At 46.6% G+C, this 25436-nt stretch carries 24 protein-coding genes; 1 reads left to right on the forward strand and 23 read right to left on the reverse strand.

Annotation, left to right across the window (positions count from 1 at the left end):
* Positions 1-406 precede the first annotated feature (406 nt).
* The 22 genes from MHB63_01905 to MHB63_02010 form a co-directional block, all read right to left on the reverse strand.
* Entirely contained in the window at positions 407-1192 is a 786-nt protein-coding gene (locus tag MHB63_01905; protein MEK3805342.1) for a serine hydrolase, read from the reverse strand.
* Entirely contained in the window at positions 1189-2202 is a 1014-nt protein-coding gene (locus MHB63_01910) for an oligopeptide/dipeptide ABC transporter ATP-binding protein (GenBank protein MEK3805343.1), read from the reverse strand. The genes MHB63_01905 and MHB63_01910 overlap by 4 nt, the downstream gene beginning before the upstream one ends.
* A complete protein-coding gene (locus MHB63_01915; protein MEK3805344.1) occupies positions 2199-3119 on the reverse strand; it encodes a C40 family peptidase in 921 nt (306 codons plus the stop codon). The genes MHB63_01910 and MHB63_01915 overlap by 4 nt, the downstream gene beginning before the upstream one ends.
* Positions 3116-4219 carry a dipeptide epimerase gene (locus tag MHB63_01920; GenBank protein MEK3805345.1) on the reverse strand — a complete coding sequence of 368 codons (1104 nt, stop codon included), beginning with the start codon at positions 4217-4219 and terminating at the stop codon, positions 3116-3118. Before MHB63_01920 ends, MHB63_01915 begins: the two co-directional genes overlap by 4 nt.
* A 5-nt stretch (positions 4220-4224) precedes the next feature.
* Positions 4225-5154: an LD-carboxypeptidase gene (locus MHB63_01925; protein MEK3805346.1), complete on the reverse strand. Its 930-nt coding sequence runs from the start codon at positions 5152-5154 to the stop codon at positions 4225-4227.
* A 58-nt stretch (positions 5155-5212) separates the two neighbouring features.
* On the reverse strand, positions 5213-6829 hold the full coding sequence (locus MHB63_01930) for a peptide ABC transporter substrate-binding protein (GenBank protein ID MEK3805347.1): 1617 nt from the start codon (positions 6827-6829) through the stop codon (positions 5213-5215).
* Positions 6830-6861: 32 nt separating this feature from the next.
* Positions 6862-7857 (reverse strand): ABC transporter ATP-binding protein, encoded by a 996-nt coding sequence (locus MHB63_01935; protein MEK3805348.1) that lies wholly within the window; start codon positions 7855-7857, stop codon positions 6862-6864.
* Between the two features lie 4 nt (positions 7858-7861).
* Positions 7862-8815, reverse strand: a complete 954-nt coding sequence (locus MHB63_01940; protein MEK3805349.1) for an ABC transporter permease — start codon at positions 8813-8815, stop codon at positions 7862-7864.
* Entirely contained in the window at positions 8815-9747 is a 933-nt protein-coding gene (locus tag MHB63_01945; GenBank protein MEK3805350.1) for an ABC transporter permease, read from the reverse strand. The genes MHB63_01940 and MHB63_01945 overlap by 1 nt, the downstream gene beginning before the upstream one ends.
* Before the next feature lie 13 nt (positions 9748-9760).
* Positions 9761-10585: a M55 family metallopeptidase gene (locus MHB63_01950; GenBank protein MEK3805351.1), complete on the reverse strand. Its 825-nt coding sequence runs from the start codon at positions 10583-10585 to the stop codon at positions 9761-9763.
* Positions 10586-11017: 432 nt separating this feature from the next.
* On the reverse strand, positions 11018-11437 hold the full coding sequence (locus MHB63_01955; GenBank protein ID MEK3805352.1) for a PaaI family thioesterase: 420 nt from the start codon (positions 11435-11437) through the stop codon (positions 11018-11020).
* A 16-nt stretch (positions 11438-11453) separates the two neighbouring features.
* The gene (locus MHB63_01960) at positions 11454-12236 is read right to left on the reverse strand and encodes an enoyl-CoA hydratase-related protein (GenBank protein ID MEK3805353.1); all 783 of its coding nucleotides are present in this window, start codon (positions 12234-12236) and stop codon (positions 11454-11456) included.
* Positions 12237-12240: 4 nt separating this feature from the next.
* Positions 12241-12630 (reverse strand): hypothetical protein, encoded by a 390-nt coding sequence (locus MHB63_01965; protein MEK3805354.1) that lies wholly within the window; start codon positions 12628-12630, stop codon positions 12241-12243.
* The gene (locus MHB63_01970) at positions 12631-13812 is read right to left on the reverse strand and encodes a thiolase family protein (protein MEK3805355.1); all 1182 of its coding nucleotides are present in this window, start codon (positions 13810-13812) and stop codon (positions 12631-12633) included.
* A 20-nt stretch (positions 13813-13832) separates the two neighbouring features.
* A complete protein-coding gene (locus MHB63_01975; protein MEK3805356.1) occupies positions 13833-14981 on the reverse strand; it encodes an acyl-CoA dehydrogenase family protein in 1149 nt (382 codons plus the stop codon).
* 12 nt (positions 14982-14993) lie between these two features.
* Positions 14994-15812: a 3-hydroxyacyl-CoA dehydrogenase NAD-binding domain-containing protein gene (locus MHB63_01980; protein ID MEK3805357.1), complete on the reverse strand. Its 819-nt coding sequence runs from the start codon at positions 15810-15812 to the stop codon at positions 14994-14996.
* A 1-nt stretch (position 15813) separates the two neighbouring features.
* A complete protein-coding gene (locus MHB63_01985; GenBank protein MEK3805358.1) occupies positions 15814-16692 on the reverse strand; it encodes a 3-hydroxyacyl-CoA dehydrogenase family protein in 879 nt (292 codons plus the stop codon).
* A complete protein-coding gene (locus MHB63_01990) occupies positions 16673-18292 on the reverse strand; it encodes a long-chain fatty acid--CoA ligase (protein MEK3805359.1) in 1620 nt (539 codons plus the stop codon). The genes MHB63_01985 and MHB63_01990 overlap by 20 nt, the downstream gene beginning before the upstream one ends.
* A 12-nt stretch (positions 18293-18304) precedes the next feature.
* Positions 18305-19570: an MFS transporter gene (locus MHB63_01995; protein MEK3805360.1), complete on the reverse strand. Its 1266-nt coding sequence runs from the start codon at positions 19568-19570 to the stop codon at positions 18305-18307.
* Positions 19571-19589: 19 nt separating this feature from the next.
* Entirely contained in the window at positions 19590-20738 is a 1149-nt protein-coding gene (locus MHB63_02000) for an acyl-CoA dehydrogenase family protein (protein MEK3805361.1), read from the reverse strand.
* Positions 20739-21842: 1104 nt separating this feature from the next.
* Entirely contained in the window at positions 21843-23174 is a 1332-nt protein-coding gene (locus MHB63_02005) for a DUF4179 domain-containing protein (protein ID MEK3805362.1), read from the reverse strand.
* Positions 23155-23682, reverse strand: coding sequence for a sigma-70 family RNA polymerase sigma factor (locus tag MHB63_02010; GenBank protein ID MEK3805363.1), 528 nt, complete (start codon positions 23680-23682; stop codon positions 23155-23157). Before MHB63_02010 ends, MHB63_02005 begins: the two co-directional genes overlap by 20 nt.
* 355 nt (positions 23683-24037) lie before the next feature.
* On the opposite strand from MHB63_02010, the gene MHB63_02015 reads away from it, so the two are divergent.
* Positions 24038-24778: a collagen-like protein gene (locus MHB63_02015; GenBank protein ID MEK3805364.1), complete on the forward strand. Its 741-nt coding sequence runs from the start codon at positions 24038-24040 to the stop codon at positions 24776-24778.
* 40 nt (positions 24779-24818) lie between these two features.
* On the opposite strand, the gene MHB63_02020 is transcribed toward MHB63_02015, so the two are convergent.
* Positions 24819-25361, reverse strand: a complete 543-nt coding sequence (locus MHB63_02020; GenBank protein MEK3805365.1) for a DUF420 domain-containing protein — start codon at positions 25359-25361, stop codon at positions 24819-24821.
* Positions 25362-25436: the final 75 nt, after the last annotated feature.

Here is a 25436-nt window from a genome sequence, read left to right on the forward strand (position 1 = left end):
AAATCAGTTTTTCCTTCTATTGATGGTTGTGAACTCTGTGATAAGTGCCATCAAATCAGAATTCCTACCGCTTGATGGTTCCGAACTCAGACATAAGTGACATCAAATCAGATTTCCTACCGCTTGATGGTTCTGAACTCCGCGATAAGGGACATCAAATCAGATTTCCGTGCGCTTGATGGTTCCTATCTCACCGATAAGGGACATCAAAACTGATTTCCCTCCGCTTGATGGTTCCGATCTCCGCGATAAGTGCCTTCAAATCAGAATTCCTACCGCTTCATGGTTCCGAACTCAGACATAAGTGACATCAAGTAAGAATTCCTACCGCTTCATGGTTCCAATCTCCGCGATAAGTTCCATCAAATCAGATTCCCAACCGCTTGATGGTTCCAATCCTCACTCTTCAGCTTTTCCCATCCAGCAGCCTCTTATAAATCAGCTTCCCTATTTCACTGATTGCTTTTCTTCCCCATTCTTTCTGTTCAAGCTGATCGATCATTACAGCAGCATACACGCATGAATCTCTGTACTTTATGATCGCGCAGTCGTGCTCAATTCCGTGAAGTTCTCCTGTTTTGTTCCCTGCGTACAGCAGTTCTTTATCCATGCTGTAAGGAAGTTTATCAGTAAACTGCTGTTTTTGCAGGATATCAAGCATCTTCTGCCTGCTGTCATCAGAGACAAAGTCACCTTCGTTAATGGCATGAAGGCATCTCACCATATCTGCCGGTGATGTGAAATTATCGATTCCTGACCCGATGGCATCAAGGTCCATCATTTTCCGATTAAGCTTCGTGTTGACAAGACCAAGCCCCTCAATGGTCTCATTGATTTTAGGCATCCCGATTTTTTCAATCACCCAATTGGTTGCGGCGTTGTCAGAAACCGTGATCATCAGCGCCAAAAGATCCTGTACAGATAAGACGGCATTCTCAGATAAAACCTGAAGGACACCCGCTCCGCCAGTTCTTTCAATATCATCCAATTTCACCTTTTCATTTAAATCCAGACTTCCCTTTTCAGCCTGCCTGAATGCTGTAAGCAGAATCGGCAGCTTGATTAAGCTTGCAGATGAGAAAACATCCCCGCTGCCGGCTTCGAGCCATTCACCGTTCCACGAGAAACATGCACCGGCCCTTCCAGGACAATTCGATAATATGTCAGCTGTATTCTTTAGAAAATCGTTCATTTTTTTGCAGCTGCAATCTGCTCTGAGCCGCGGCTGCCGACTATGCCGGCATCATATAAATGGCAGGCAACGTAGTGATTTTCTTCCACTTCCTGAAACTCCGGTTTTTTGACAGCACATGCTTCCATTGCATAGGCGCAACGTGTTCTGAAGACACATCCGCTTGGAGGATTCATTGGACTCGGCAGTTCTCCCTGAAGAATAATCCGCTCCCGCTTATCTTCAACATCAGGATCCGGAATCGGGATGGCTGTCAGGAGTGCCTGAGTGTATGGGTGAAGCGGCTTTTTATAAAGGCTGCTGCTTTCCGTAAGCTCGACCATCTGCCCAAGATACATTACGCCGATACGGTCGCTGATTTGTTTCACCATGGACAAATCATGCGCAATGAATACATAAGTCAGACCTTTTTCCTTTTGCAGGCGTTTCATCAAATTGACAACTTGGGCCTGGACGGAAACATCAAGTGCTGAAATCGGCTCGTCCGCAATAATCAGCTGGGGATCAAGGGCGAGGGCTCTCGCAATTCCGATCCGCTGTCTTTGTCCTCCGCTGAATTCGTGCGGATAGCGGTTGGCATGATCCCGGTTCAGGCCGACATCCTCGAGGAGCTGATGCACTTTTTCTGTCCGCCCTTTTTTGCTGCCGTACATCCCGTGAACTTCCATCGGTTCAGAAATAATCTCAAGAACGGTAGACCTTGGATTCAGTGAGGCATACGGATCCTGAAAAATCATTTGCATTTGGCGGTAAAAGGAAAATTTCTCTTTTCCTTTGAGCTGATGAATGTTCTTTCCGTTAAAAATCACTTCTCCATCTGTCTGATCGTAAAGTCCGAGAATGGTTCTTCCGGCTGTTGATTTGCCGCATCCTGATTCTCCTACGATCCCGAATGTTTCTCCTTTTTTCACTGAAAAGGTAATTCCGTCCACCGCTTTCAGCGATGCCCCTTTGCCAAGATGAAAATGTTTTTTCAGATTGCGCACTTCAAGCAAATTCTCCACTGTTATCCCTCCGTCTTCTGAAAGTAGCGTCTGGCTGCACATAGTTCTTTCTCGTAAATCGTTCCTGCCATTTCCAGTATTTCAATTGTTTTTCCTGTGTTAGGGGAGTGCAGAAGTTTTCCATCTCCATAATAGATCCCGACATGATGCAGGCTGCCTTTTCCTTCTTCATAGGCAAAAAACAGCAGGTCCCCGGGCTCAAGCTGATGGAGTTCAACCTTCTCTCCTGATGCTGCCTGATCATGGGCATCGCGGGGGATGATATACCCGTTTGCTTTGCACATCGTATAGCTGAAACCTGAACAGTCAAAGCCAAAACTGCTCATTCCCCCCCAGAGATATGGAAGGCCGAGAAATCGCTCGCCATCTTTTACAATGTCTGTACCGTCTCCTTTGGGGATCTCCTCAAAGGAACCGGAAATGGATACATCTTCTGCTTTTAAAAGACAGCTGCCAAGAGGCGTATTCACTCTGATCCATTCAGTGTCTTCCTTTTCAACCGGCAAAATCGTCTGAAAGCTCAGCTCGAATAAAGGGGATTTTTCTTTAGAGAACAGCATCGTCTTATTGCTTTGCACAACGGCGATTGGTCCAGTGCTCTCCTCTTTCCCTACGGCAATTTGGGCGATCGGCATCCAGCCCGGGTATCCACGGTCATCTTTTGAGGAAGCCTGGCTCGGCACGATGACGTGCGCGTAGCCATCTTCTTCTGCAAGAATCAGAACCTCTTCTCCAAAAAGGGCCTGCGTCTGAATCCGGTTTTCATCACATAGCGCAAGTCTTGTTTCATGCGTTAGCCCCTTCAGCCAGCCATCAAGATCGGCCGGATTTGATACGGCTTTTTCATCCAGTTCCCTCGGTGAGTGCTTATCCGTCCAGATAGTTGCTGCTGCAACTGTTACTCTTCCTTTTTTTACTGTCATATTGAGAGCGCCTCCCCGTCATTTATCCATACATCCGTAATGCCAAGGCCATTTCCTTTTGAAAAAGTGATATGCCTGCCGTCATATTTGATGCCGCCTTCTACGATTTCTTTAGCAAGCATCAGCGGCGCATCAAAATCAAAGCGGGTAATGTTTTTCCTTGCTGCGGCAAAATGAGCAGCAGCGGTTATGCCGACTTTCGTTTCGATCATGCTTCCGGTCATGCATTCTACCCCGCATATTTCTGCAAGCCGGCTGATCATTGACGCCTGATAGATTCCGCCTGCTTTCATAAGCTTGATGTTGATCATGTCGGCACTTCTCGTTTTCAGCACGTCAAATGCCTGTTTTGGAGTAAACACGCTTTCATCCGCCATAATCGGTGTTTCCACGGCATCTGTTACTTGCTTAAGACCTTCGATATCATGTGCCTTAACCGGCTGCTCCACAAGTTCGATATCAAGACCCAAATCCTCCATTTTCTGAATAACCTTCACAGCTTCTTTCGGCTTCCATCCCTGGTTGGCATCAAGGCGGACCTTAATATCCTGGCCGACCCTGCTGCGTATTTCCTGCACTCTTGCAATGTCGAGACTGCTGTCTCCGAGACCCACTTTAATTTTCAGGACGTTGAAGCCCTTTTGGACGTACGAAACGGCATCCTCTCCCATTTCCTTCACATCATTCACACTTACTGTAAAATCGGTTTCAAGCTCCTGCCTGTATCCGCCGAGATATTGATAAAGAGGGAGCCTGCTGTATTTTGCAAGACAGTCATAAAGAGCGATATCAACTGCTGCTTTTGCACTGGAATTCCCTGCAAGAACCGTTTGAATTCCCTGGAAAACATCTTCATAGTTTACTAGATCTTTTCCGATTAAAAATGGTTTGAGAACGTGATGGATGGCGCCTTCAATACTGCTTGTGCTGTCACCTGTGATGACATGTGTAGGGGGTGCTTCCCCCCACCCGGTTATGCCTTCTGAACAAGTCACTTTCACAAGGACGGTTTCAGCAGTGACAACCGTTCTGAGGGCCGTTTTAAAAGGTTTGATGAGAGGCACCGCGGCTTTGAATGTTTCGATTCTTTCAATTTTCATCATCATCAGACTCCCGAGATTCCGCTTTGAATGGTTAAGGTTTTCGTTTTTGTATTCATGACAGCTTTCGTTCCGAGCGGCACAGCAATATTGGGACTGCAGTGCCCGATTTTGAACCCTTTCATGGCAGGTTTGCCTGATAGACCAACATAGTGTTCCAGCACTTCGTCAAGCGGAATAGAGCGTTTTCGTTTTTGAGGAACACAATTGTGAAAGTCTGCCGCGACAATGCCTGCTGCCTCGGTCAGCTTGCCTGCTGAATAAAGCTGGTTCATCATCCGGTCAATCGCGTAAGGTTCTTCATCAATATCTTCGATTAGAAGCAGTTTTCCGGCAGTATCAATTTCAAAAGGCGTTCCAAGTGAGCTTGCAAGCAGTGAAAGATTGCCTCCCGTAAGCTCCCCGTCAGCCTCCCCTTCTGTCATGACCTCAAGAGGTGAAATGGATTCGTCATATGTGATGCTGCTGCCGTCAAACAGCTGCTGAAAATAGGATTCTGTCAGCGGCAAAACGCCTTTTTCTTCTCCAAAATCAGAACTCAGCATCGGTCCGTGGAAGGTGACAAGGCCGGTATTTTGTCTGATGGCTGTATGTAAAAATGTAATATCACTGTATCCCCAGAAAATTTTAGGATACTTCTTAATAAGGTCATAGTCTAAGAGAGATGCCATTCTCGCCGTGCCAAATCCGCCGCATGCGCAAATAATCGCTTGGATGCTTTCGTCTGCAAACATGCTGTTCACGTCTGCCGCCCTGTCTTCATCTTTTCCTGCAAGGTAGCCGTACTCGTCCTGAGCGTGCTTTCCAAACCGGTAAGACAGACCGTTTTTTTCCAGAAATGAGAGAGAGCGTTTAAGGTTTTCTTTATTCGGGGGACTTGCCGGGGAAATAATTCCGACGGTGTCTCCCTTTTTTAATGCTTGAGCTTTGATCATCGTTCATTCTCCTTTATAGACAAAAGGGGTGTTCATGTGAACACCCCTTTTGCACAGCTTACTTCTTATCTGCCCATTTCAGTTCAAGGTATCCGACAGGGTGACGGACGATGCCTGATACATCTTCATTTTGAAGGTACACTTGGTTGTAGAAATGAATTGGAATGATTGGTGCTTCATCAAACAAGATCTTTTCAGCTTTGTAAAGCATTTCAAAGCGTTTTGTTTCATCTGACTCATTTTTTGAGTCCTTAATAAGCTGATCGTACTCAGCGTTTGTCCAGCCTGTGCGGTTCATGCTGTGGCCAGTCTGGAAGTTCTCAAGGAAGTTCACAGGATCTGCATAGTCTGCCAGGAACGAACTGCGTGACAATTGGAATTTCAGTGCTTTTTGGTCTGTTGCAAATACATTTGCTTCAAGATTTGCAAGCTTCACGTCCACGCCAAGGTTCTCTTTGAACATTTGCTGCAGAGCTTCAGCAATCTTTTTGTGTGTGTCATCTGTGCTGTACGTAAGTGTTACTTCAGGAAGTGTTTCATAGCCTTCTTCCTTCATGCCTTTTTCTAAAAGGGCCTTCGCCTCAGCTGCGTCAGTTTTAACGAGATCGCCGCTGACTTCACGGAAATCTTTTCCTGAAGGATCTTTAAAGCCCGGCGATACAAAGCCGTAAGCTGCTGTTTCCTGGTTCTTCGTTACAAAATCAACGATTTGCTTTTGGTCAACAGCCATTGCGAACGCTTTGCGGATGTTGACATTCTGGAATGGTTCAAGTGTGACATTCATACGGTAGAAATAATCTCCCGCCTGCTCCTCAACATTTGCTTTTCCTTCTTCAAAAAGTGTATCCGCAAGGTCAGCAGGTACGTCAGACGAATCTAGCTCACCTGTCTGGTAAAGCTGGTATTCTGTGTTTGTATCTTCTACAATTGCCCAGTGGACGCCGTCAAGCTTCACGTTTTTTGCATCCCAGTACTGATCATTTTTCTTCATGACAAATTCTTTATCATGCTCCCACGACTCAAGCGTGAAAGGTCCGTTGCTTACAAATGAATCGGCTTCTGCAAACCACTCAGGATTTTCTGTAGCCACTTTCTCGTTGACCGGGAAAAAGGCAGGATTTGCAATAACACTAAGGAAATAAGCCTGCGGGCTGATTAATGTCACTTCAAATTTTTTCTCGTCAACTGCTTTTACTTTCACATCGTCTGCTGATCCAGTTCCGCTATTATAGGCTTCTCCGCCTTCAATGAAGTAACCGAGGAAAGCTGCCCCTGATCCAGTTTCAGGATTTAAGAGACGCTTCCAGGCAAAAACGAAATCGTTTGCTGTCAAATCGTCGCCATTTGACCATTTGGCGTCTTCGCGAATGTGGAATGTGTATGTTTTGCCATCTTCCGACACATCCCATTTCTCAGCGATTGCCGCTTCAGGCTCGTGATCTTTGCCAAGACGGGTAAGACCTTCCATAAGGTTGTTCAGCGCATTCCAGGAAACTGCATCAAATCCGATGACCGGATCAAAGGATGTTGGTTCAGCCCCGTTATTTAAATACAGAATCTTCTCTTCGTCTTTTTCTTTTTTGTCTGTCTCATTTCCTGCACTCTCATTGGCCGTACATGCTGCAAGCACAAATACAAGCATGGCCGTCAGGAACATTGCCAACCACTTTTTCATCATCTTCCCCCTCTTATTGTTTGATTTATATGTTATTTCATTGATGCTGCGGCTAAAGCCCGGCTGTCCTGCAGCCAGCAGTCTACGTGGTGCTCTTTGCTCAGGGCTGACGTATATGGATAGATCCTGTCGCAAACCTCCATCGCATGCTCGCATCTTGCGGAAAACGGGCATCCCTGCGGAGGCGAAAAGAGATCAGGAGGCGAACCCGCAATCGGGATAAGCTCTTCCCCTTCGATATCAAGTCTCGGTATCGAGCGGAGAAGTCCTTTTGTGTACGGGTGCTGCGGCTGATAGAAGATTTCTCTTCTTGAGCCTGCCTCCACCACTTTCCCTGCATACATGACCGCCACTCTGTCCGCGACTTGGGCGACAACTCCCAGGTCATGTGTGATCAGGATAATCGAGACACCTGTTTTTTTCTGAATGTCTCTGAAAAGATCAAGGATCTGGGCCTGTATGGTGACATCAAGGGCTGTTGTCGGCTCGTCTGCAATCAGTACCTCAGGTTCGCAGACAAGAGCCATCGCAATGACGATCCGCTGTCTCATCCCTCCGCTGAACTGATGAGGGTATTGCTTCATACGGCTTTCAGGACTTGGTATGCCGACGAGGTTCATCATCTCAAGCGCTTTTTTCTTTGCTTCGCTCTTTGACATGCTCTCATGCTGCATGATGCCTTCCATAATTTGATCGCCGATTGTCAGGGTAGGATTCAGTGCTGTCATCGGATCCTGAAAAATCATCGAGATATCAGCGCCCCTTATTTTCCGGAGGTCTTTTTCCTTCAGCTTTGTCAGATCCTTCCCCTTAAAGAGAATAGAACCTGAGTCAATGCTGCCTGGCGGTTCGGGAATCAGACGCATAATGCTTTGGGATGTAACGCTTTTTCCGCAGCCTGATTCTCCGACGATGGCAAGAGTCTCTCCTTTGCGGAGGTCAAATGTTACTCCGCGGACAGCTTTTACAGTGCCTCCATACGTCTGAAACGAAACATGGAGATCATTTACTTCAAGTACTTTCGTCATGCTGCTACCTCCTTAGCTTTGGATCAAGCGCATCCTGCAGTCCGTCTCCAAGCACGTTAAACGCAAACATCGTCAGGGAGATGCACAGGGCAGGAAAAAAGAGGCGCCACCAATGTCCAGTTAGAATTGTCGAGAGGGCATCACTTGCCATAACGCCCCAGCTCGCAAACGGAGCCTGAATACCGAGACCGAGAAAGCTTAGAAATGCTTCTGCGAAAATGGCAGACGGGACAGTAAGCGTGATTTGCACGATGATTGGACCCATCGTATTCGGAAGCAGGTTTTTCCTGATGATTCTGCTTGTTTTCGTGCCGAATGATTTTGAAGCATGCACAAATTCATAGTTTTTGATCTGCAGGACCTGTCCACGCACGATTCGTGCCATGCCGATCCATCCGGTCACTGTTAGTGCAACAATGATGGTGAAAAGACCGGGTCCCATCACAACCATCAAAAGAATGACGACAAGAAGGTACGGAAGCCCGTATAAAACTTCGACCACGCGCATCATATAATGATCTGTCTTTCCGCCTTTGTAGCCGGCAATCCCGCCGTACAGAACTCCGATTGCAAAATCAATCAGAGCAGCAATGGCCGCTACAAACAGGGAGATTCTTGCCCCGTACCACGTTCTTGTAAACACATCGCGGCCAAGCTCGTCTGTACCGAACCAGTATTTCGCAGACGGCGGCAGGTTTTGATCTGTCAGCACCTGGGTTCTGACGGAGTGAGGTGAAATCAATGGGCCGAAAATGGCCATTAACGTTATAAAAATCAAAAAGATGAGGCCTGTCATAGCCAGTTTATTTTTCCGGAGCCTTCTCCAGGCATCGTGCCAGTAGGAGAGACTAGGTCTTACAACCGCTTCTGCTGCTTTGCTGTCTTTGCCTTTAGGGGCAAACCATGCATCAGGAATATCCCGGGACAGGTGCGGATCTTGCTGTTTGTTCAGTTCCATTATCGTCCCCCCCGTTTTGCCACTTGAATTCTCGGATCAAGAATTCCGTACGCTATGTCTACTAAAAACAGCATCACGATTAAGATGGTGCTGTAAAAGACTGTCGTTCCCATAATGACGGGATAGTCTCTCGTGCCGATGCTTTCAATGAAATATTTTCCCATACCCGGTATTGCAAAGATTTTTTCGATGACGAATGTTCCTGTCAAAATACTTGCTGCGAGCGTTCCAAGGACAGTCACAACCGGCAAAAGAGCATTTCTCAAGGCATGCTTGAAAACGATTTTGACTGGAGAAAGTCCTTTGGCCCGCGCTGTTCTTATGTAGTCCTGAGTAAGCACTTCAAGCATGCTTGAGCGCGTCAGACGGGCAATAATCGCCATTGGCCCAGTTGCAAGCGCAAGGGTCGGCAAAATCATATGCAGCGGGCTTGACCACGTAGCAGCAGGTAGGATGTTCCAGTTAACCGCAAAGTTTTGAATAAGCAGTGTGGCCATAATGAAGTTTGGAACAGAAATTCCAAGCACCGCTATGGTCATGGCAAGATAATCAATAAATCCGTTATGCCGCAATGCAGCAATCACGCCAAGAGCAATTCCTGAAAAAACGGCAACTGTCAAGGTGACAATTCCAAGCTCAAACGACACCGGAAATCCTCGGCCGAGAAGCTCGTTAACCGTCTGTGACGACTTTTTGATTGAAGGGCCAAAATCAAATGTGACAAGCGACTTCATGTACATCGCATATTGAACCGGCAGCGGCTCATCCAGGTGATAAAAAGCTTCAAGATTACGCTGGACAGCTTCGCTCGTGCCTCTCTCTTCGTTAAAAGGAGAACCCGGGATTGTATGCATCAGAACAAATGTAAGAGTAATAATCAGCCAGATTGTCAAAACCATAGAAATCAGGCGTTTTACAAAGTATGTATTCATGCTATCCCACTTCCTAACAGAATGTCGTTCTCATAGCCAGTTCCGTCATCACAAGCATTGCGCGGTAGGCTTCCAGGATGTCCCTGGCCTGGAACGTGACAATCGTGGTGTTTTCTTTATGCTCTGTTCCCGGCATGAGCGCTGCCCATTCAGCCTGTCCATAATTGGCAAATTCAATGGCCATGAGGGGACGGTCTGGAGGAGTGAGCGGTTTTACATGTTCTCTATTCTTAATGGCAAGTGCCGTCTTCTCTTTTAACAGCTCCTGTGCTCTTTGAGGAGTAAGTGATTTAACAACTGATCGTGAAATCGTCTCCTTTACAATTGCGGTTGTGACGTTCGGAATAAGAGCCTCCGCTTCCATAGCTGCCTGGTCATCTCCTGCAACCATGATGACCGGAACTCCGTGATAGCCTGCAACATAGGCGTTAAATCCCAGTTCACCGACGGCCACATCATTGATCCAGATTTCTCTCACACCGAAAATCATCGTATGGGACATAACCCCTTTTTTTGAAGCACGTGCATGATAACCCGTGAAAACAGCTCCCCTGAAACTGCCGTCGAGCCCCTGAACCATACTGTACGGCTTTACATCACCCGTGATCAGCTGTGTATCGGGGTGCAGGTCTTCAATCAGGAGGTTGTTCATTTTCGAATGGCTGTCATTGACCACGACTTCATTTGCCCCCGATTCAAAAGCCGCTTCTATTACCGCATTCGCTTCCCCTGTCATGATTTTTCGGCCTCTTTCATAATTGAGCTTAGATGAATTCACATGTGTCTCATCAGCGAGTCCAGTGATTCCTTCCATGTCAACTGAGACATATACCTTCACCTGTATTCCTCCTGTTTTTATTTCTAATTTTCTTAAAATTATAAATTATAAATCATTACTTTACAATAACATTTACATAAACATGCAGAATAACGAATGAAATTCCTTCTTCTCCCATGATTCATAAGACCTAATATATTCCATATCCCCTGAAAGCAAACGTGCATACCATCCTATCTCGCTTGCCTTTTGATAGAGTAAAAGAATGAGTTTATGCGCTGTTTCAAAAAACAATAATGTTCAAAAAAAGAGAAAGAATCCTTGATAACAAAGGAACTCTTTCTCTTTCCCGCAGAAGGAATATCCATTTTAAAGATGACTGTTTTCCTTTTTCCCATCCGCATACTTTGGATTGTCAGTCTATTGTTTCGGCAGCCGAAAAACAGTCATTTAGACTCCCTGTCTTTTTTCATGTGCATAAATTTCGTCTGCCTAATCATTTTCCCCTTCTCTTATCAGCTTGAACGTTCCGGAGCCTTTTGCAAGCAGCTTCCCCTCTGAATCTCTTATTTCACCTTCCATAAAAGCCGTCTTATATCCCAGCTGAAGAATCTTTCCTTCCGCATAGATTTCTCCTTCCGTGCTCGGTGCAAGGTACTGGATGCTGGAATTCATGGTTGCACACCTTGTTTTCGACACAGACCTGAGGAGCATGCCCTGTACATAGTCAAGCATGGTGGCATGTACGCCTCCGTGCAGTGTGCCGTTTGCATTCAGGACATACTCTTTCATCTCAAGCTTGATTTTCACTTCATTTTCCTCAAAGTGCACGATGTCGATTCCCATGTGCTGAAAAAAAGGACTTTCCTCAAAGCTCCGCCTTATTTCTTTCACGTCCATTGCCGTTGCCATAAAACGTCCCCCCCTTCTACATTGACGTAAACTGCGGCTTCCGTTTTTCTAAAAAAGCTGCCGTTCCTTCATTTTTATCCTCTGTGGAAAACAGAACGGCCTGGGCGAGCTTCTCAATCAGGAGACCCGTTCTCTGATCAGCGTCAAAGCCCGCATGCACGGCAAGTTTGGCAAGCTTCACAGCAAGCGGCCCTTTCGATAGAATCTCCTTTGCCGCTTCTTCTGTTTGCGCCTGCAGCTGTCCGTTTCCTGCAACCTCAGACACTAAGCCTATGCGATAGGCTTCAGTTGCATCAATGATCTTCCCTCTCAGAATCATGTTCATCGCTGGGCCTTTTCCTATCAGTCTTGCAAGCCGCTGGGTTCCTCCCGCACTTGGGATAATGGACAGATTCAGTTCCGGCAGGCCGAACTTCGCATGTTCAGAAGCAATGCGGATGTCACAGGCCATAGCAAGCTCGCAGCCTCCTCCTAATGCAAACCCATTGACCATGGCAATCGTCGGCTTTTCATATGACTCTATGTAGTCGTATACCTGCTGCATGCCTCCAGGATTAAAGACATCCAGGGCAGTCCGCGTTTTCAGCTGGCCAATATCAGCTCCTGCAGCAAATGATTTTTCGCCGCTTCCTGTAAAGATGACGCAGCCTGTTTCATCGTCTTTTGCCAGTTCCTGAAGAGCTTCGGTCATTTCATCAAGCGTTTCTTTGTTTAATGCATTCCTGCGCTCAGGACGGTTAATAATCAAATAGGCAAGGTTCCCCGATTTTTTAACTTCAATATTTGCAAAAGCATTCATCGTTTCAGCCCCTTTTTTTCAGTAATTTAAAATCTCCGTGGCCAATTGCTGCCAATGTCTGATCTGATCTGTATACCCAGCCTTCTGCAGACGACATCCCGTCCCTGGAGCAAATAACCTTAGCTGTACAGGTAAAAAAAGGAGAAGGTGACGGGTCTAGAATCAATGTACTCAAAACGATTGTTGCAGTCGGAGCTGCTCCTGCCTGTGATGCTGCCGTCCCCATGGCAATATCAAGCAGTGTGTAAAACACACCGGTCCCAACCGTTTCATCATCAAGCAAATGCTCCCTGCTCGTTTCAACTGAAACAACAACAGCATCCCCTTGATCCTCTTCTCTTTTCATCGATAGATGGCTGAAAAACGAGGAATGCACCATGTCCGGAGCTTTCATTTATACGAGCTCCAGCATCAGTGCCATACCCTGTCCGCCGCCGATGCAGAGAGTTGAAATGCCGGTCTTTTTGCCGGACCGCTTCATTTCATGCAGCAGAGAGACCGTTATTCTTGCACCTGTAGCCCCAAGCGGATGTCCGAGTGCAATCGCTCCGCCGTTTACGTTTACTTTCGAAGAATCGAGTCCAAGTTCTCTTATGACGGCCAGAGCCTGGGAAGCAAAGGCTTCGTTCACTTCGAATAAATCGATGTCTTCTATGGATTTTCCCGTTCTCTCGAGCAGTTTTCTTACGGCCGGAACGGGTCCGATCCCCATAATTTCCGGGGAAACGCCAGCTGCTGCCCAATCCGTGATTCTTGCCATCGCCGTAATACCAAGCTCTTTTGCTTTACTCTCTTTCATCAGAACAACGGCTGCAGCCCCGTCATTTCTTCCGCACGCATTTCCTGCTGTCACAGTTCCTGATTTGCGGAAAGCGGGCTTTAGCTGTGACAGTTTTTCATAGGTTGATTCCGGACGGGGGTGCTCATCTGTATTGAATAAAACCGAGCCTTTTTTATTCGGCACTTCAACAGGTACGATTTCCTCTTCAAAAACCTTTTGATTAACGGCTTCCGCTGTTCTCCGCTGGCTTTCAATTGCGAAAGCATCCTGATCTTCCCTTGAAACGCCATACTTTTCTGCTACATTTTCAGCTGTTATTCCCATTCCGAGGTGCTCACCGTATATTTCTCTAGGCTGCTGCCCATTCTCTTTGTTTGAATCTACAAGAACAGCAGTATCTCCTCCAAAGCGTGATCCTCTCAAATAAATGGGAGCCTGGCTCATGTTTTCGGTACCGCCGGCAACGACAACTTCGGCCTGCCCTGACATGATCTGCTGGACTCCTGATGCGATGGCCTGCATGCCGGATGCACAGAGGCGGTTGATGGAAAAGGCGGGTGAAGATTCAGGAATTCCCGCACGGAGCGCTGCCACCCTGGCAACATTTGATGCCATAGTCGTTTGTCTCACTTCTCCTAAAATGACTTCATCAACCTGTTCCGGCGTTATACCCGCGCGGACAATCGATTCCTGAATGACCCTGGTCGCGAGCACGCTTGCCTCTACGTCCTTCAAAGTCCCTCCATACCGTCCAATCGCTGTCCGGACAGCACTTGCAATAATAATCGGATCCATACCCCTCACCCTTTCAATTGTTACTGATACTGCTTTTTCAGCTGGCCTGCAATGATGTTCTTCTGGATCTCGGACGTGCCTTCATAAATCCTTGTGATTCTTGCATCACGGAAAAAACGTTCAATCGGATAATCCGCAATGTATCCGATTCCGCCGTGCACCTGAACCGCCTTGTCAGCAATTCTGTTGTACACCTCTGATCCAAACAGCTTCAGCATGGCTGCTTCTTTAATGACCTTCATGCCTTCATCAACCATCCAGGCGACCCTGTAAGTAAAAGAACGCAAAGCTTCAATTTCCATGGCCATCTCCGCAATCATGTGAGAAACGGCCTGATGCTCAAAGATCGGGACATCAAATTGCACCCTGTCCTTTGCATAAAGCATGGAAAGGTCGAGCAATTTTTGACATGAACCAAGGTTTCTCGCAGCAAGGCCCGCTCTTCCATTGGCAAGAATTTTCAGGGCATTCACATACCCCTGTCCTTCCTCGCCCAGCACATTTTCAGCAGGAACCTCACAATCCTCCATGATGATTTCAGCCGAATGTGACCCGCGAAGACCCATTTTCTTTTCAACAGCCCCTACTTGAAAGCCGGGGAAATCTTTTTCCACAATAAAGGAGGTGATTCCCTTCGGCCCTTTTGCAGGATCCGTAACAGCCATTACAGTGAAAACACCAGCTTCCGTGGCATTTGTAATGTAATGCTTCGTCCCGTTCAGGATGTATTTATCGCCTCTTTTTACAGCTGTTGTTTTCAGGTTTGTCGCATTGGATCCGGCGCTCGGCTCGGTCAGTGCAAACGCCCCGATCTGCTCTCCGGCTGCCATTTTGGGGAGATATCTTTGTTTTTGCTCTTCATTTCCCATCTCCACAATTCCAACGGTGCCGATTCCTGTATGAGCGCCAATCAGAGTGGTGTAACCGTTATGTGTAGCGCCGATCTCTTCGTACAGGGCACACTTTCCAACCATACCAATGCCGAGGCCGCCGTATTCTTCCGGAATACTTAATCCAAATAAGCCGAGTTCTTTTGACATGGCAATGATCCGTTCAGGGATCGCATTTGATTCTTCAATTTCCATCGCAGCAGCTTCAACCTCTGTTTGAACAAAGTCCCGGACACCCCGCTTTAACAGCTGAATATCCTCATCCAATTGAAAATTCATATGCATGGCCTCCTAGCTGTAAGTATAAAAACCGCGGCCGCTTTTCTTTCCAAGCCAGCCGGCCTTCACGTATTTCACAAGAATCGGGCAGGGGCGGAATTTTTCACCGAGTGTTTGATGCAAATATTCCATGTTGCGAAGCCTTGTATCAAGTCCTACCAGATCCGCTAATTCGAGAGGGCCCATAGGGTGATTTAATCCAAGCTTCATTGCTTTATCGATGTCTTCAGCAGATCCGACACCCTCCATAAGCATGGTCATTGCCTCATTGCCGATCAGGCAGTTCATCCTGCTGACCGCAAAACCCGGATATTCATTAATTCTCACGCATTCTTTTCCAAGTTTTTCGCCAAAATGAAAGCAGCTTTCAACCGTTTCATCAGATGTTTCAAGTCCGCATATGACTTCAATCAGCTTCATCTTAGGGACAGGGTTGAAAAAGTGCAGGGCAATGCACTGCTTCGGTCTGCCTGTCTGCGCGGCAATTTCAGTCGGGCTCATGGTTGATGTATTCGTCGCAAGAATGGCTGAAGGCTTTGCATACCGGTCAAGCTCTTTAAACACACTGATTTTAAGATCCATTAATTCAAGAACGGCTTCTATAATTAAGTCTGCGTCCTCTGCGGCTGATTTCATGTCAGTTGTAAATGCAAGGTTTGCTTTCTCTATGCTTAAACCGGCTTTTTCAGCTTGTCTGCTGATATAAAATCGCGCCATTTCCAAAGATTGTTCTGAAATGTCCTGAACGGTCACTTCATAGCCTGCAGCAGCACACGCATAGGCAATTCCGCGCCCCATCGTTCCTGCACCGATCACACTGATTTTTTTCACACTATCCCTCCACAGGGGCCTTTTCGTACGTATAGAAGCCTTTTCCGGTCTTCCGGCCGAGTTCTCCGTTCTGCACTTTTTCACGGACTATTTTTGCTGGCATGTCCCGTTCATCCCCGCTCTCTTCATAGCGCTGCATGCGGACAAAGTAATTGACGTCAATACCTGTCAGGTCCATCAGGGCAAAAGGACCGATCGGATGGTTCAAAGCTTTCGTGCACACAAGATCAATTTCTTCGTGAGAGGCATAGCCGTTCTCAAGCAGAAAGACAGCTTCATCCATGAGCTTGCCTAATATGCGGTTGGCTATAAAACCAGAAATCTCTTTTTTTAATAAAACAGGAGTCTTTTTAATGGTTTTAACAAATTCCATCGCCGTATTTGCTGTTTCTTCTGATGTATGCGGCCCTTTTACCACTTCTACAAGCTCCATGACGAGGGCGGGGTTAAAGAAGTGAATGTTGCAGACTTTTTCAGGGCGGTTTGTTGCATCAGCTAGTTTCGAGCTTACGATTGTCGAGCTGTTTGTAGCCAAAATGGCATGCGGCTGCGTGAGGTCATCCAGCTGCCTGAACAGTTCTCTTTTCACATCCAGCTTTTCAACAATTGCCTCAATGACAAGGTCGGCATCCCTAACATCTGCCAAGCTTGAGGTAAATAAAATTCTGCTGAATGCAGCATCCGTTTCTTCGGCTGTATATCTCCCCTTTTTCACCCGCTTATCCATCTGCTGCTGAAGAAAATCCTTTGCTTTTGCCAGACTCTCCTCACTCACATCCTGAAGCGTTACAGGATAGCCGGAAAGCGCACACACCATAGCAATCTGCGATCCCATTGTTCCTGAACCAATCACAGCAATCTCATGAACCTTCATTTTCATTCTCCCCTCTTTCGCTTTCTTCTTTAATCAGCAGCCGCTTCAGAAGTTTTCCCACTGTGTTTCTCGGGAGGCTCTCCCTGACTTCAAACTGCTTCGGCACTTTATAAGGTGTCAGCTTTGTATAGCAGTATCCTTTTAATTCCTCTGCATCTACTATTCTTCCGTCTTTAGGAACAACGTAAGCTTTGACTCTCTCTCCGTGCTCTTCATCCGGCAAACCCACTACAGCAGCTTCTTTTACATCCGGATGCTCATAAAGGACACCTTCAACCTCCTGTGGATAAATATTAAATCCGCCAAGAATGATCATTTCCTTTTTCCGGCCGACGATGTAAAAATAGCCTTCTTCATCCATCGTCGCGAGGTCTCCCGTGTACAGCCAGCCGTTTTGGAGGGCTGCATGTGTTTCGCTTTCATTTTTCCAGTAGCCCTTCATAATCTGGGGCCCCTTGATCAGCAGCTCCCCTACGCTTTTTGGACCAAGCTCCCTGTTGTCTTCATCTACAATCATGCAGTCTGTCAGGGGAACAGGAATGCCGATGCTGCCGATTTTCCTCTTTCCAAAAGGCGGATTGCGGTGGGTGGAAGGTGAAGCTTCGGAAAGACCGAATCCTTCTCCGATTCTTGTGCCTGTCAGCTTTTCAAAGCGCTGAATGATTTCAACGGGAAGCGGAGCGGATCCTGATGAGCACAGCTTTAGGCAATGGAGCTTAGCTTCCTCAATTTTAGGATGATTGACAAAGGCAATGTACATCTTTGGAACACCCGGAAAGAAAGTCGGTCTGTGTTCCTTGATTTTTTCAAGAACATCATCAATCTCAAACTTTCTGAAAAGCAGAAGCCTTCCGCCTATGAAAATGCCGAGATTCATCCCGCTTGTCATCGCGTAAACGTGGTAGAGAGGCGTTGCAATGAGTACGGTTTCCTCTCCTTGAATCATGGAGTCGCCATACATCAGATAGCTTTGATAGACATTTGCGGTCAGGTTGTAGTGAGTAAGCATGGCACCTTTCATTTTCCCGGTTGTCCCGCCTGTGTACTGAATGACCGCCACATCTTCCGCTGCATCAATTCCTTCCGGCTGATGGAGAGGCTTCCCGGATTCAATCAGCTGATCAAGATCGTAAAATGAATCATCCTGCTGCTCCAGCTGAGAACCAAATGTATAGGTGAATGTGAAGATATCACTGATTTTCCTGATGGTTTCTCTTCCGGCTGCATCAGCTACAATAGATGTTACTTCTGCATCCATCACAATCTGGATCAGTTCTCGTGCCGTATACATCGGATTAATTTGAACCACAACAAGACCGAGTGCATGTGCAGCATAGTACGAAACAACATAATCAGGGTGATTGGCAAGCATGAGGCCAATACGGTTCCCTTTTGCGAGTCCCAGTTCCTTCCAGGATCCTGCCAGCCTGTCAACCCTGTCCTTAAGCTCCAAATAAGACATCTCTTCCCCTTCAAACAAAATGGCCGTCTGATTTCCGTATCTCTCTGCTGTATTCTGCAGCAGCATGTAGAGAGATTCCTCAGGCAGATGGACATCCCTGTGCTGATAAAAAGAGTTCCAGGGCCGTTCTTTTTCTTTTTTCAAATTGCATCCCTCCTACTTGCCAATTGCGGCCTGCTGATCGGGCGCAAGATCGATTTTCTGCTGCGGTCTGACAAATGCAGTAAATAAGACTCCGAACAAAACGATCAGGCCGGCCATAAATAAGATGGACCAGTCGAACCCCGCTGAACTGTTTTCTCCGCCGGCAGCAACGATATACCCTGTAATAAGCGGACCTACAATTCCGGCAAGATTCCCTGAAGACGTCAGAATACTCGTCATAAGATTTCCTCTGTCAGGCAGCAGCTGAATCATAATCGTCGGTCCTATCGTCAGAATGCCATATGTAAGACCTTTCGCAAGGCACATAGCGATGATGACCCAGACTGCGTTTGTGATAAGAGCAGTAGAAGCAAGAAGCACGGCCCCGATAATCATGGCGTAACCGACAACGTATACGCGCGAGGTCTTCCAGTCTTTGTTTTTCTTAAACATTCTGTCTGATAAAACAGATACTCCGATATAAACGCCAACTGAAACGAGACCGATTCCTGATACGGCGTAACCCATTTCCATGCTGCTCATATTGACAACCTTCACAAGGTAAACAGGCAGCCAGACGGCAAACCAGACGACAAGAAGATAGGTTGAAAAATAAGCAAGAGTCGTAAAAAGAGCGGAAGGCTTTGACAGCATCAGCATAAAGGCTTTCAAATCAAGCTTTTCAAGTTTCTTCACTTTCGGCTTTTCGTTTTCTTCAAGCTCATCTGCACGAGGAACATCTCTGGTAAACTGAATCGCCACAAACCAGACAATGCTTGCCAGACCAAGGACGGCAAACGCAACCCTCCAGCCGAACATGTGAATCAGTGCGACTAAAATCGGAGCGGCGACCATTGCTCCAAGAGTTGCTCCTGATACGACTACGGAATTCGCCAGGCCGCGAAGCTTCGGCGGAAACCACGTATTGGCGTGATTATAGGCAATCGGACTGAACGGACCTTCAAACGCTCCGAGCAAAAACCTGTAAAGCAAAAGCAGCGGAAGACCGGCAATGGCCAGCACTCCAATCTGCAGCACAGCCCATGTAAGCATCAGGAAACCAAGCACTTTCTTTGCTCCGACCCTGTCTGCCCAGGCAGCCCCGAAAATACCCGTCACCGGATACAGCCAGTAATAGCTGCTTCCCACAAGACCCCAGTCGGCATAGGAAAGGTTAAATTCCTTCATGATCGGCACAGCCGCAAGTCCAGTGATGGATTTATCAGCAAAGTTAATGAACATTCCGAAAAACAGCAGTACAAGCACAGTCCAGCGCATGTTGATTCCCCCCAGTCGCCTAATTTTCTTCAAGCACGCGTCTTGCAATGATCAGACGCTGAATTTCGTTCGTTCCTTCATAAATCTTTGTAATTCGCGCATCACGGTAAAAGCGCTCAACCGGATAGTCGGAAACATAGCCCATGCCGCCATGGATCTGTACCGCTTTATCCGCAACACGGTTAAAAACGTCTGATGCAAAAAGCTTAGCCATCGATGCTTCTTTGATTACTTTTTTCCCTTCATCAATCATCGCTGCAGCCATGTACGTCAAAGTCCGTGCCGCCTCTGTTTCTGTTGCCATATCTGCAAGCATCCACTGAATCGCCTGATTGTCGGCAATCGGTTTTCCGAATTGAACCCTTTCTTTCGCGTACGATGCTGAAAGCGCTATCAGTTTGTCGCATGACCCGACGGCCCTTGCTGCAAGCCCAACCCTTCCCTCACTCAGAATTTTCAGTGCCGACATGTATCCCATCCCGACTTCGCCGATTACATTCTCCTCAGGAACAATACAGTCTTCAAAAATCAGCTGCGCAGTATGAGACCCGCGAAGGCCCATTTTTTTATCTTTTTTTCCAAGAGAAAAACCCGGGAAATCCTTTTCGATTAAAAACGCGGTGATGCCGCCTTTAGCTCCCTTTTCCTTGTCTGTCAGAGCAAAAACCGTGAACACATCCGCAACAGGTGCATTCGTAATAAAATGCTTTGTTCCGTTCAGGACCCACTGATTGCCTCTTTTTTCTGCACGAGTTGAAAGATTTGTCGCATCAGACCCTGCACCCGGCTCAGATAAAGCAAACGCAGCAATCTTTTTCCCCGCTGCCATTTCCGGCAAATATTTTTGTTTTAAGTGTTCTGATGCGAGCTTCACCAGTCCTGTGCTTCCAATTCCTGTGTGAGCACTGATCAGACTCACAAACCCGTTGTGGGTATGGCCAAGCTGTTCAAGCACGACCGCCTTTCCGACCGCATTCAGTCCAATGCCGCCGTACTCTTCAGGAATGCTGATCCCAAACAGTCCCAGATCCTTCGCCTGCTCCACAAGATGATCCGGAATTCTGTCCTCATCCTCAATCTGCTGAGCGTAAGGTTCGACCTCCTGATCAACAAAACTCCTAACCATTTTCCTCATTTGTTCAATTTCCGGTGTAACGGTTGCCTGCATCCTTAAATCCCCCTTTTGTGTTGTTGCTTATATTGATGCAAGAAGTGTGCCAAGATGAAAAACGGGGATTCTTTTGGGTATTGAAAAAGAGGTGATTCATTTTTGAATTGAATTTGTCGAGAATACGGGGTATTTGCGATTCAATTTTGAATCAGATGATTCAGTAATGAATGATAGAGGGGACTGTTTGAGGGTACTATGCCAAACCTTCGGGAGCATCAAGGGCTGATTGGTGCTAGCTTGGGGTAATCATGAATTAGCTTCACAAACTCAATGCGGATCCCCGCCGAAAGTGTTCTAAACATGAGTTAGCTGCACAAACTCAGTGCGGGGCCAGCCCGAAAGTGTTCTATAAATGATTTAGCAACACAAACTCAGTGCGGGGCTCCGCCGAAAGTGTTCTAAGCATGAGTTAGCTGCACAAATTCAGTGCGATGGCCCGCCGAAAGTGTTCTAAACATGAGTTAGCTGCACAAACTCAGTGCGGGGCTCCGCCGAAAGTGTTCTATAAATGATTTAGCAACACAAACTCAGTGCGATACCCCGCCGAAAGTGTTCTAAACATGAGTTAGCTGCACAAACTCAGTGCGGGGCTCCGCCGAAAGTGTTCTATAAATGATTTAGCAACACAAACTCAGTGCGATACCCCGCCGAAAGTGTTCTAAACATGAGTTAGCTGCACAAACTCAGTGCGGGGCTCCGCCGAAAGTGTTCTATAAATGATTTAGCAACACAAACTTAGTGCGATGCTCCCCCAAAAGTGCTCTAAGCATGAGTTAGCTGCACAAACTCAGTGCGATGCCAGCCCAAATGTGTTCTATAAATGATTTAGCAACACAAACTCAGTGCGATGCTCCGCCGAAAGTGTTCTAAAAAGATTTAGCAACACAAACTCAGTAAGGGGCTCGCCCGAGGATGTTCATGACCAACAAGTACGGACTCCTGCTGGCTTGGGGGTTCTTTTCCGGTCGATCAGGACCATCAAACACAGGCAGAACCAGATTTGATGTCACTATTCCAAATCTATAAACCATCAACAGCCCTCACTAAAAATGCCCCCAACTATAGGTTGGGGGCATCATTTTATATTAGATACAAACCGGTCTATTGCAGTTCAACCTTTATCGGCTCCATTTTTTCAGAAGACCTGTTCATGCTAAGTACACCAAATGGCACAAACAATGTTAAATCACTCAGATCGGATTCAGAAGGGATTGCATAAACCGACTGAAAGCGGAGTTCCTTCTGATCAGCAGCTATGCTTATTTTGCCCTTTATAAGGGTCTCTGTGTTAATAGAAACTTCTTCTGCAAAGTTCTGAAATACGTCCTTTTTGAACTCCTCACCAAAATCATTTGAAAGCTGATAATCAACAATGAGCTGATCTCCATCTCTTTTCACCTGTTCCACATGCAGCTGATAGCCAAATCGGCTGCTCTCAACGACAAGCGAAGGTGAAAGTTTAGCCATTGCCGGAGGCTCATCCCGGTCTATTAAAGGAAGAAGGCTTAATACATCTGCATTTTTCAAAAGATCATCCGTGTATAACACGCGCCAGTCTGTAACTGTCATTCCATCTTTTTTTTCTGAACGAATCACCTCGCTGCTGACTGGAAGCTGTTCCTTGCCCCCAGCATCCTTTATCTTAAAAGAAAGGTTATCAGATTCGTTTGAAAGAACCGTTTTGTATTCAATCACGGTTGTCGCTTTCCCTTTTGCGACAGTTTGAATAGTCACCGATTCGCTTCCCGATCTCGACACTTTATTTACGCCAAGTACCTCAGGTTCAATCCGCTTTAAAGGTACATCAAATCGCCAGTCTCCTTTTTCGCCGGCAATGGAAGTGAATCTCACCGGAAGAGTAAAATCTGAGGGAAGCTTCTTTTCATCCAAATAATACTCAGCCGTTCCAATGTATCCATCTTCTGTTTCAACCAGGGAATGACTGCCCGCCAACTGACTGGACTCTTTGCCGTCAAATAAAGACAGACTGTAGTCGGAAGCGGGATCATTCGGGCCTTCTTTCCATTTCTCCGGCAGATTTTCCCCTTCGGCTTTAAACGTGATTCCGACAACATTTCCTTCATAATAAGCACTTGTCAGCGTCACACTTATTCCTCCGCTTTCAGCCTTTTCGTTCAGTTCATTCACGAGTCCTGCTGAAGCAAGTTCTTTTCCTATGGTAAAGGAGGAAAACGGCTCATAAAGTGACCCAATGAGAGGAACACTCGCGAGCACCCCATTAACTGGCGCAAAGAAAAACCCTGTTCCAAGAATGATGGCAGCTGCAGATCCTGACAAAACACCGGCAGAAGCGAACATTTTCTTCTTTTTTTGTTTTTTACCTTCAAGTATTCCGCGGGACACGGCTGCCATCATGTCGTCTTCCGGTACGGCAATTTGATCAATCTGACTGTCAAACCAGCTTTTGTTCATGGTCTTTTCCTCCTTCAAGGGCTGCTTTCAGCTCAGCTTTAGCTCTGCGCAAATAGGTTTTCACTGTATTTTCGGGTTTTTCCATCATGCCTGAAATCGTCCGGATTGGTAAATCGTGATAATAAAACAAAATAATAACCGTCTGGTAGTTCTCACTAAGTCCTCCTATCGCATGGACAAGATCAAGGTCATTCTCCTTTTGCACAAAAGAAACGTTCTCAAGAAACGCACTATCCATGGCCACAGTTTTCTTCTTTTTTCTCAGCAGCTCAAAGGCTGTCCTGATTAAAATTTTCATCAGCCACGTACGGAAATATTCAGGCTGTTTTAACGTTCCAATTGATACAAACGCCTTGCAGACCGTCTCCTGAAGAACATCCAGTGCGTCTTCTTTGTTTCTCACATATATAAAAGCAGTTTTATAAAGCTTGGCACTCTCGAGTTTAATCAGCTGTTCAAAGGCTTTTTCATTGCCGTTAATCGCTTTTTTTACTGTATGTATGTCCACTTCTTCCTCTCCTTTCAAAAGTTAGAGGCGTTTGATCAAAAAAAAGTTTCATATTTCAAAAAAATTGAGGGGAATGTCCATGCAATTATCCTGTTATGCACATAGTCTGTTTTAGTTCGAAAATTCAAGGAGGTTTTTGATGGGAAAAGCATATTTCAATGGGAAATGTCCATCGTGCGGGTATGAAGAGTGCAAGTGTAAAGAAGAGAGAAAGTGCGGCAAATGCGGCAAAGAGAAATGCAAATGCAAAAAAGAAAAGTGTGATGAATGCGGTCATAGAAAGTGTGAATGCAAAAAGAAATGTCCTGATTGCGGTAAATCAAAGTGCAAATGTGAAATCACATTTAAGCCCAAAATTAATGTTAATGTGAACGTGCCGCAATGTCCTTGTCCGCCTTGTCCTCCAGGGCCGACGGGACCTCAGGGGCCAACTGGACCTTCCGGGGCTACTGGTGCTACCGGCGCCACTGGTGCCACTGGTGCCACTGGTGCCACTGGTGCCACTGGACCTCAGGGACCAACCGGACCAGCAGCTCAGGGATGCTGTCCGTGCAATAACCTTTTAGATAATCCAGGTTTTGACGAACCGGGGGTAACAGGTGATCCTGTGCCCGGATGGAACCAGTCAGTAGCAGGCGTTGCTGAAGTGGGATTCCCTAATGCACACAGTGGACGATTTTTACCGGACGGCACCCTAAGCATTCAGTCTGTCCGAATACTCCCTACACGATTTGTTACACAGACTGTAATGGTGGATGAAGGCTGCTGCTATACTTTGTCATTTGCTGCCAATGTAAGAGATAACGGGAGGCTCGTGGCATCGGTATCGTTTCCTGAACTGGAACAGGATTGTCCCCCGGAACCATCTACGCTTGGTCCAAACGGGATACCGCACATCGTGCCTGTTGACAACCAGCCGCAGTCATTATTCCAGCACTACACGCTTGTCGTGTGTATACCAGAAGATGTGACAATGGCATGCATCTCATTTCAGAACATATCTACCAGCGGTGGCGTAGGAGCTGCTTCTTATGTCGACAACGTAGTATTCCAGCCAACCGGCGGTCCGTGTACAGACTGCTCGCAAAATTTCTAAACATGAAAGAAAGATGGTCCAGCTCAGCTGGACCATCTTTTTAATAATAAGGTGAGATCATTAAATACACAACTACACCTGTAAAGCTTACATAAAGCCAGATCGGCATGCTCCAGCGGACAATTTTGCGGTGCTTGTCAAGCTGGCCTGTCCAACCCCAAACGAGTGAGAAAAGCGCAAGCGGCACGATGATGGCTGCAAGGAAACTGTGTGTAATCAGGATAAAGAAATAAACGCTGCGGATGATTCCTTCTCCGCCGAACCGCGTTGTTTCAACTGAAAGGTAATGATAGGTCAAATACGACACGCAGAAAAGCAGGGTTGTCGTAAAGGCCGCCAGAATGAAGCCTTTGTGGAGCTTGACGTTTTTCTTAATAATCGATACGAGCGCAATAACTAAAAAGACAAATGTAAAACTGTTCAGTACGGCATTGATGCGCGGGAAAATATGAATATCGAATGTAACCTCGCCGCCGTATCCGATCGGCAAAAAGAATAAACCGAGGATAACCGCATTGACGACAAGGGAAAGGGTTACGATAATCGCCGTGTAATTCTTGCCTGAGCGATGTGTCTGTTCCATAAAATTCTCTCCTTGTGTTTCAATATGCTTTATTGTACCACGGAGAGAGCGCAGAATATTCGACAATTGTATGAA

This window comes from Bacillus sp. FSL H8-0547, from assembly GCA_038002745.1.
Taxonomy (GTDB): Bacteria; Bacillota; Bacilli; order Bacillales; family Bacillaceae; genus Bacillus_P.

Coding starts and splice junctions, on each gene's coding strand:
- MHB63_01905 (MEK3805342.1), bottom strand. CDS start 1,192: ATGAACGATTTTCTAAAGAATACAGCTGACATATTATCGAATTGTCCT.
- MHB63_01915 (MEK3805344.1), bottom strand. CDS start 3,119: ATGACAGTAAAAAAAGGAAGAGTAACAGTTGCAGCAGCAACTATCTGG.
- MHB63_01920 (MEK3805345.1), bottom strand. CDS start 4,219: ATGAAAATTGAAAGAATCGAAACATTCAAAGCCGCGGTGCCTCTCATC.
- MHB63_01925 (MEK3805346.1), bottom strand. CDS start 5,154: ATGATCAAAGCTCAAGCATTAAAAAAGGGAGACACCGTCGGAATTATT.
- MHB63_01930 (MEK3805347.1), bottom strand. CDS start 6,829: ATGAAAAAGTGGTTGGCAATGTTCCTGACGGCCATGCTTGTATTTGTG.
- MHB63_01935 (MEK3805348.1), bottom strand. CDS start 7,857: ATGACGAAAGTACTTGAAGTAAATGATCTCCATGTTTCGTTTCAGACG.
- MHB63_01940 (MEK3805349.1), bottom strand. CDS start 8,815: ATGGAACTGAACAAACAGCAAGATCCGCACCTGTCCCGGGATATTCCT.
- MHB63_01945 (MEK3805350.1), bottom strand. CDS start 9,747: ATGAATACATACTTTGTAAAACGCCTGATTTCTATGGTTTTGACAATC.
- MHB63_01955 (MEK3805352.1), bottom strand. CDS start 11,437: ATGGCAACGGCAATGGACGTGAAAGAAATAAGGCGGAGCTTTGAGGAA.
- MHB63_01960 (MEK3805353.1), bottom strand. CDS start 12,236: ATGAATGCTTTTGCAAATATTGAAGTTAAAAAATCGGGGAACCTTGCC.
- MHB63_01965 (MEK3805354.1), bottom strand. CDS start 12,630: ATGAAAGCTCCGGACATGGTGCATTCCTCGTTTTTCAGCCATCTATCG.
- MHB63_01970 (MEK3805355.1), bottom strand. CDS start 13,812: ATGGATCCGATTATTATTGCAAGTGCTGTCCGGACAGCGATTGGACGG.
- MHB63_01975 (MEK3805356.1), bottom strand. CDS start 14,981: ATGAATTTTCAATTGGATGAGGATATTCAGCTGTTAAAGCGGGGTGTC.
- MHB63_01985 (MEK3805358.1), bottom strand. CDS start 16,692: ATGAAAATGAAGGTTCATGAGATTGCTGTGATTGGTTCAGGAACAATG.
- MHB63_01995 (MEK3805360.1), bottom strand. CDS start 19,570: ATGCGCTGGACTGTGCTTGTACTGCTGTTTTTCGGAATGTTCATTAAC.
- MHB63_02000 (MEK3805361.1), bottom strand. CDS start 20,738: ATGCAGGCAACCGTTACACCGGAAATTGAACAAATGAGGAAAATGGTT.
- MHB63_02005 (MEK3805362.1), bottom strand. CDS start 23,174: ATGAACAAAAGCTGGTTTGACAGTCAGATTGATCAAATTGCCGTACCG.
- MHB63_02020 (MEK3805365.1), bottom strand. CDS start 25,361: ATGGAACAGACACATCGCTCAGGCAAGAATTACACGGCGATTATCGTA.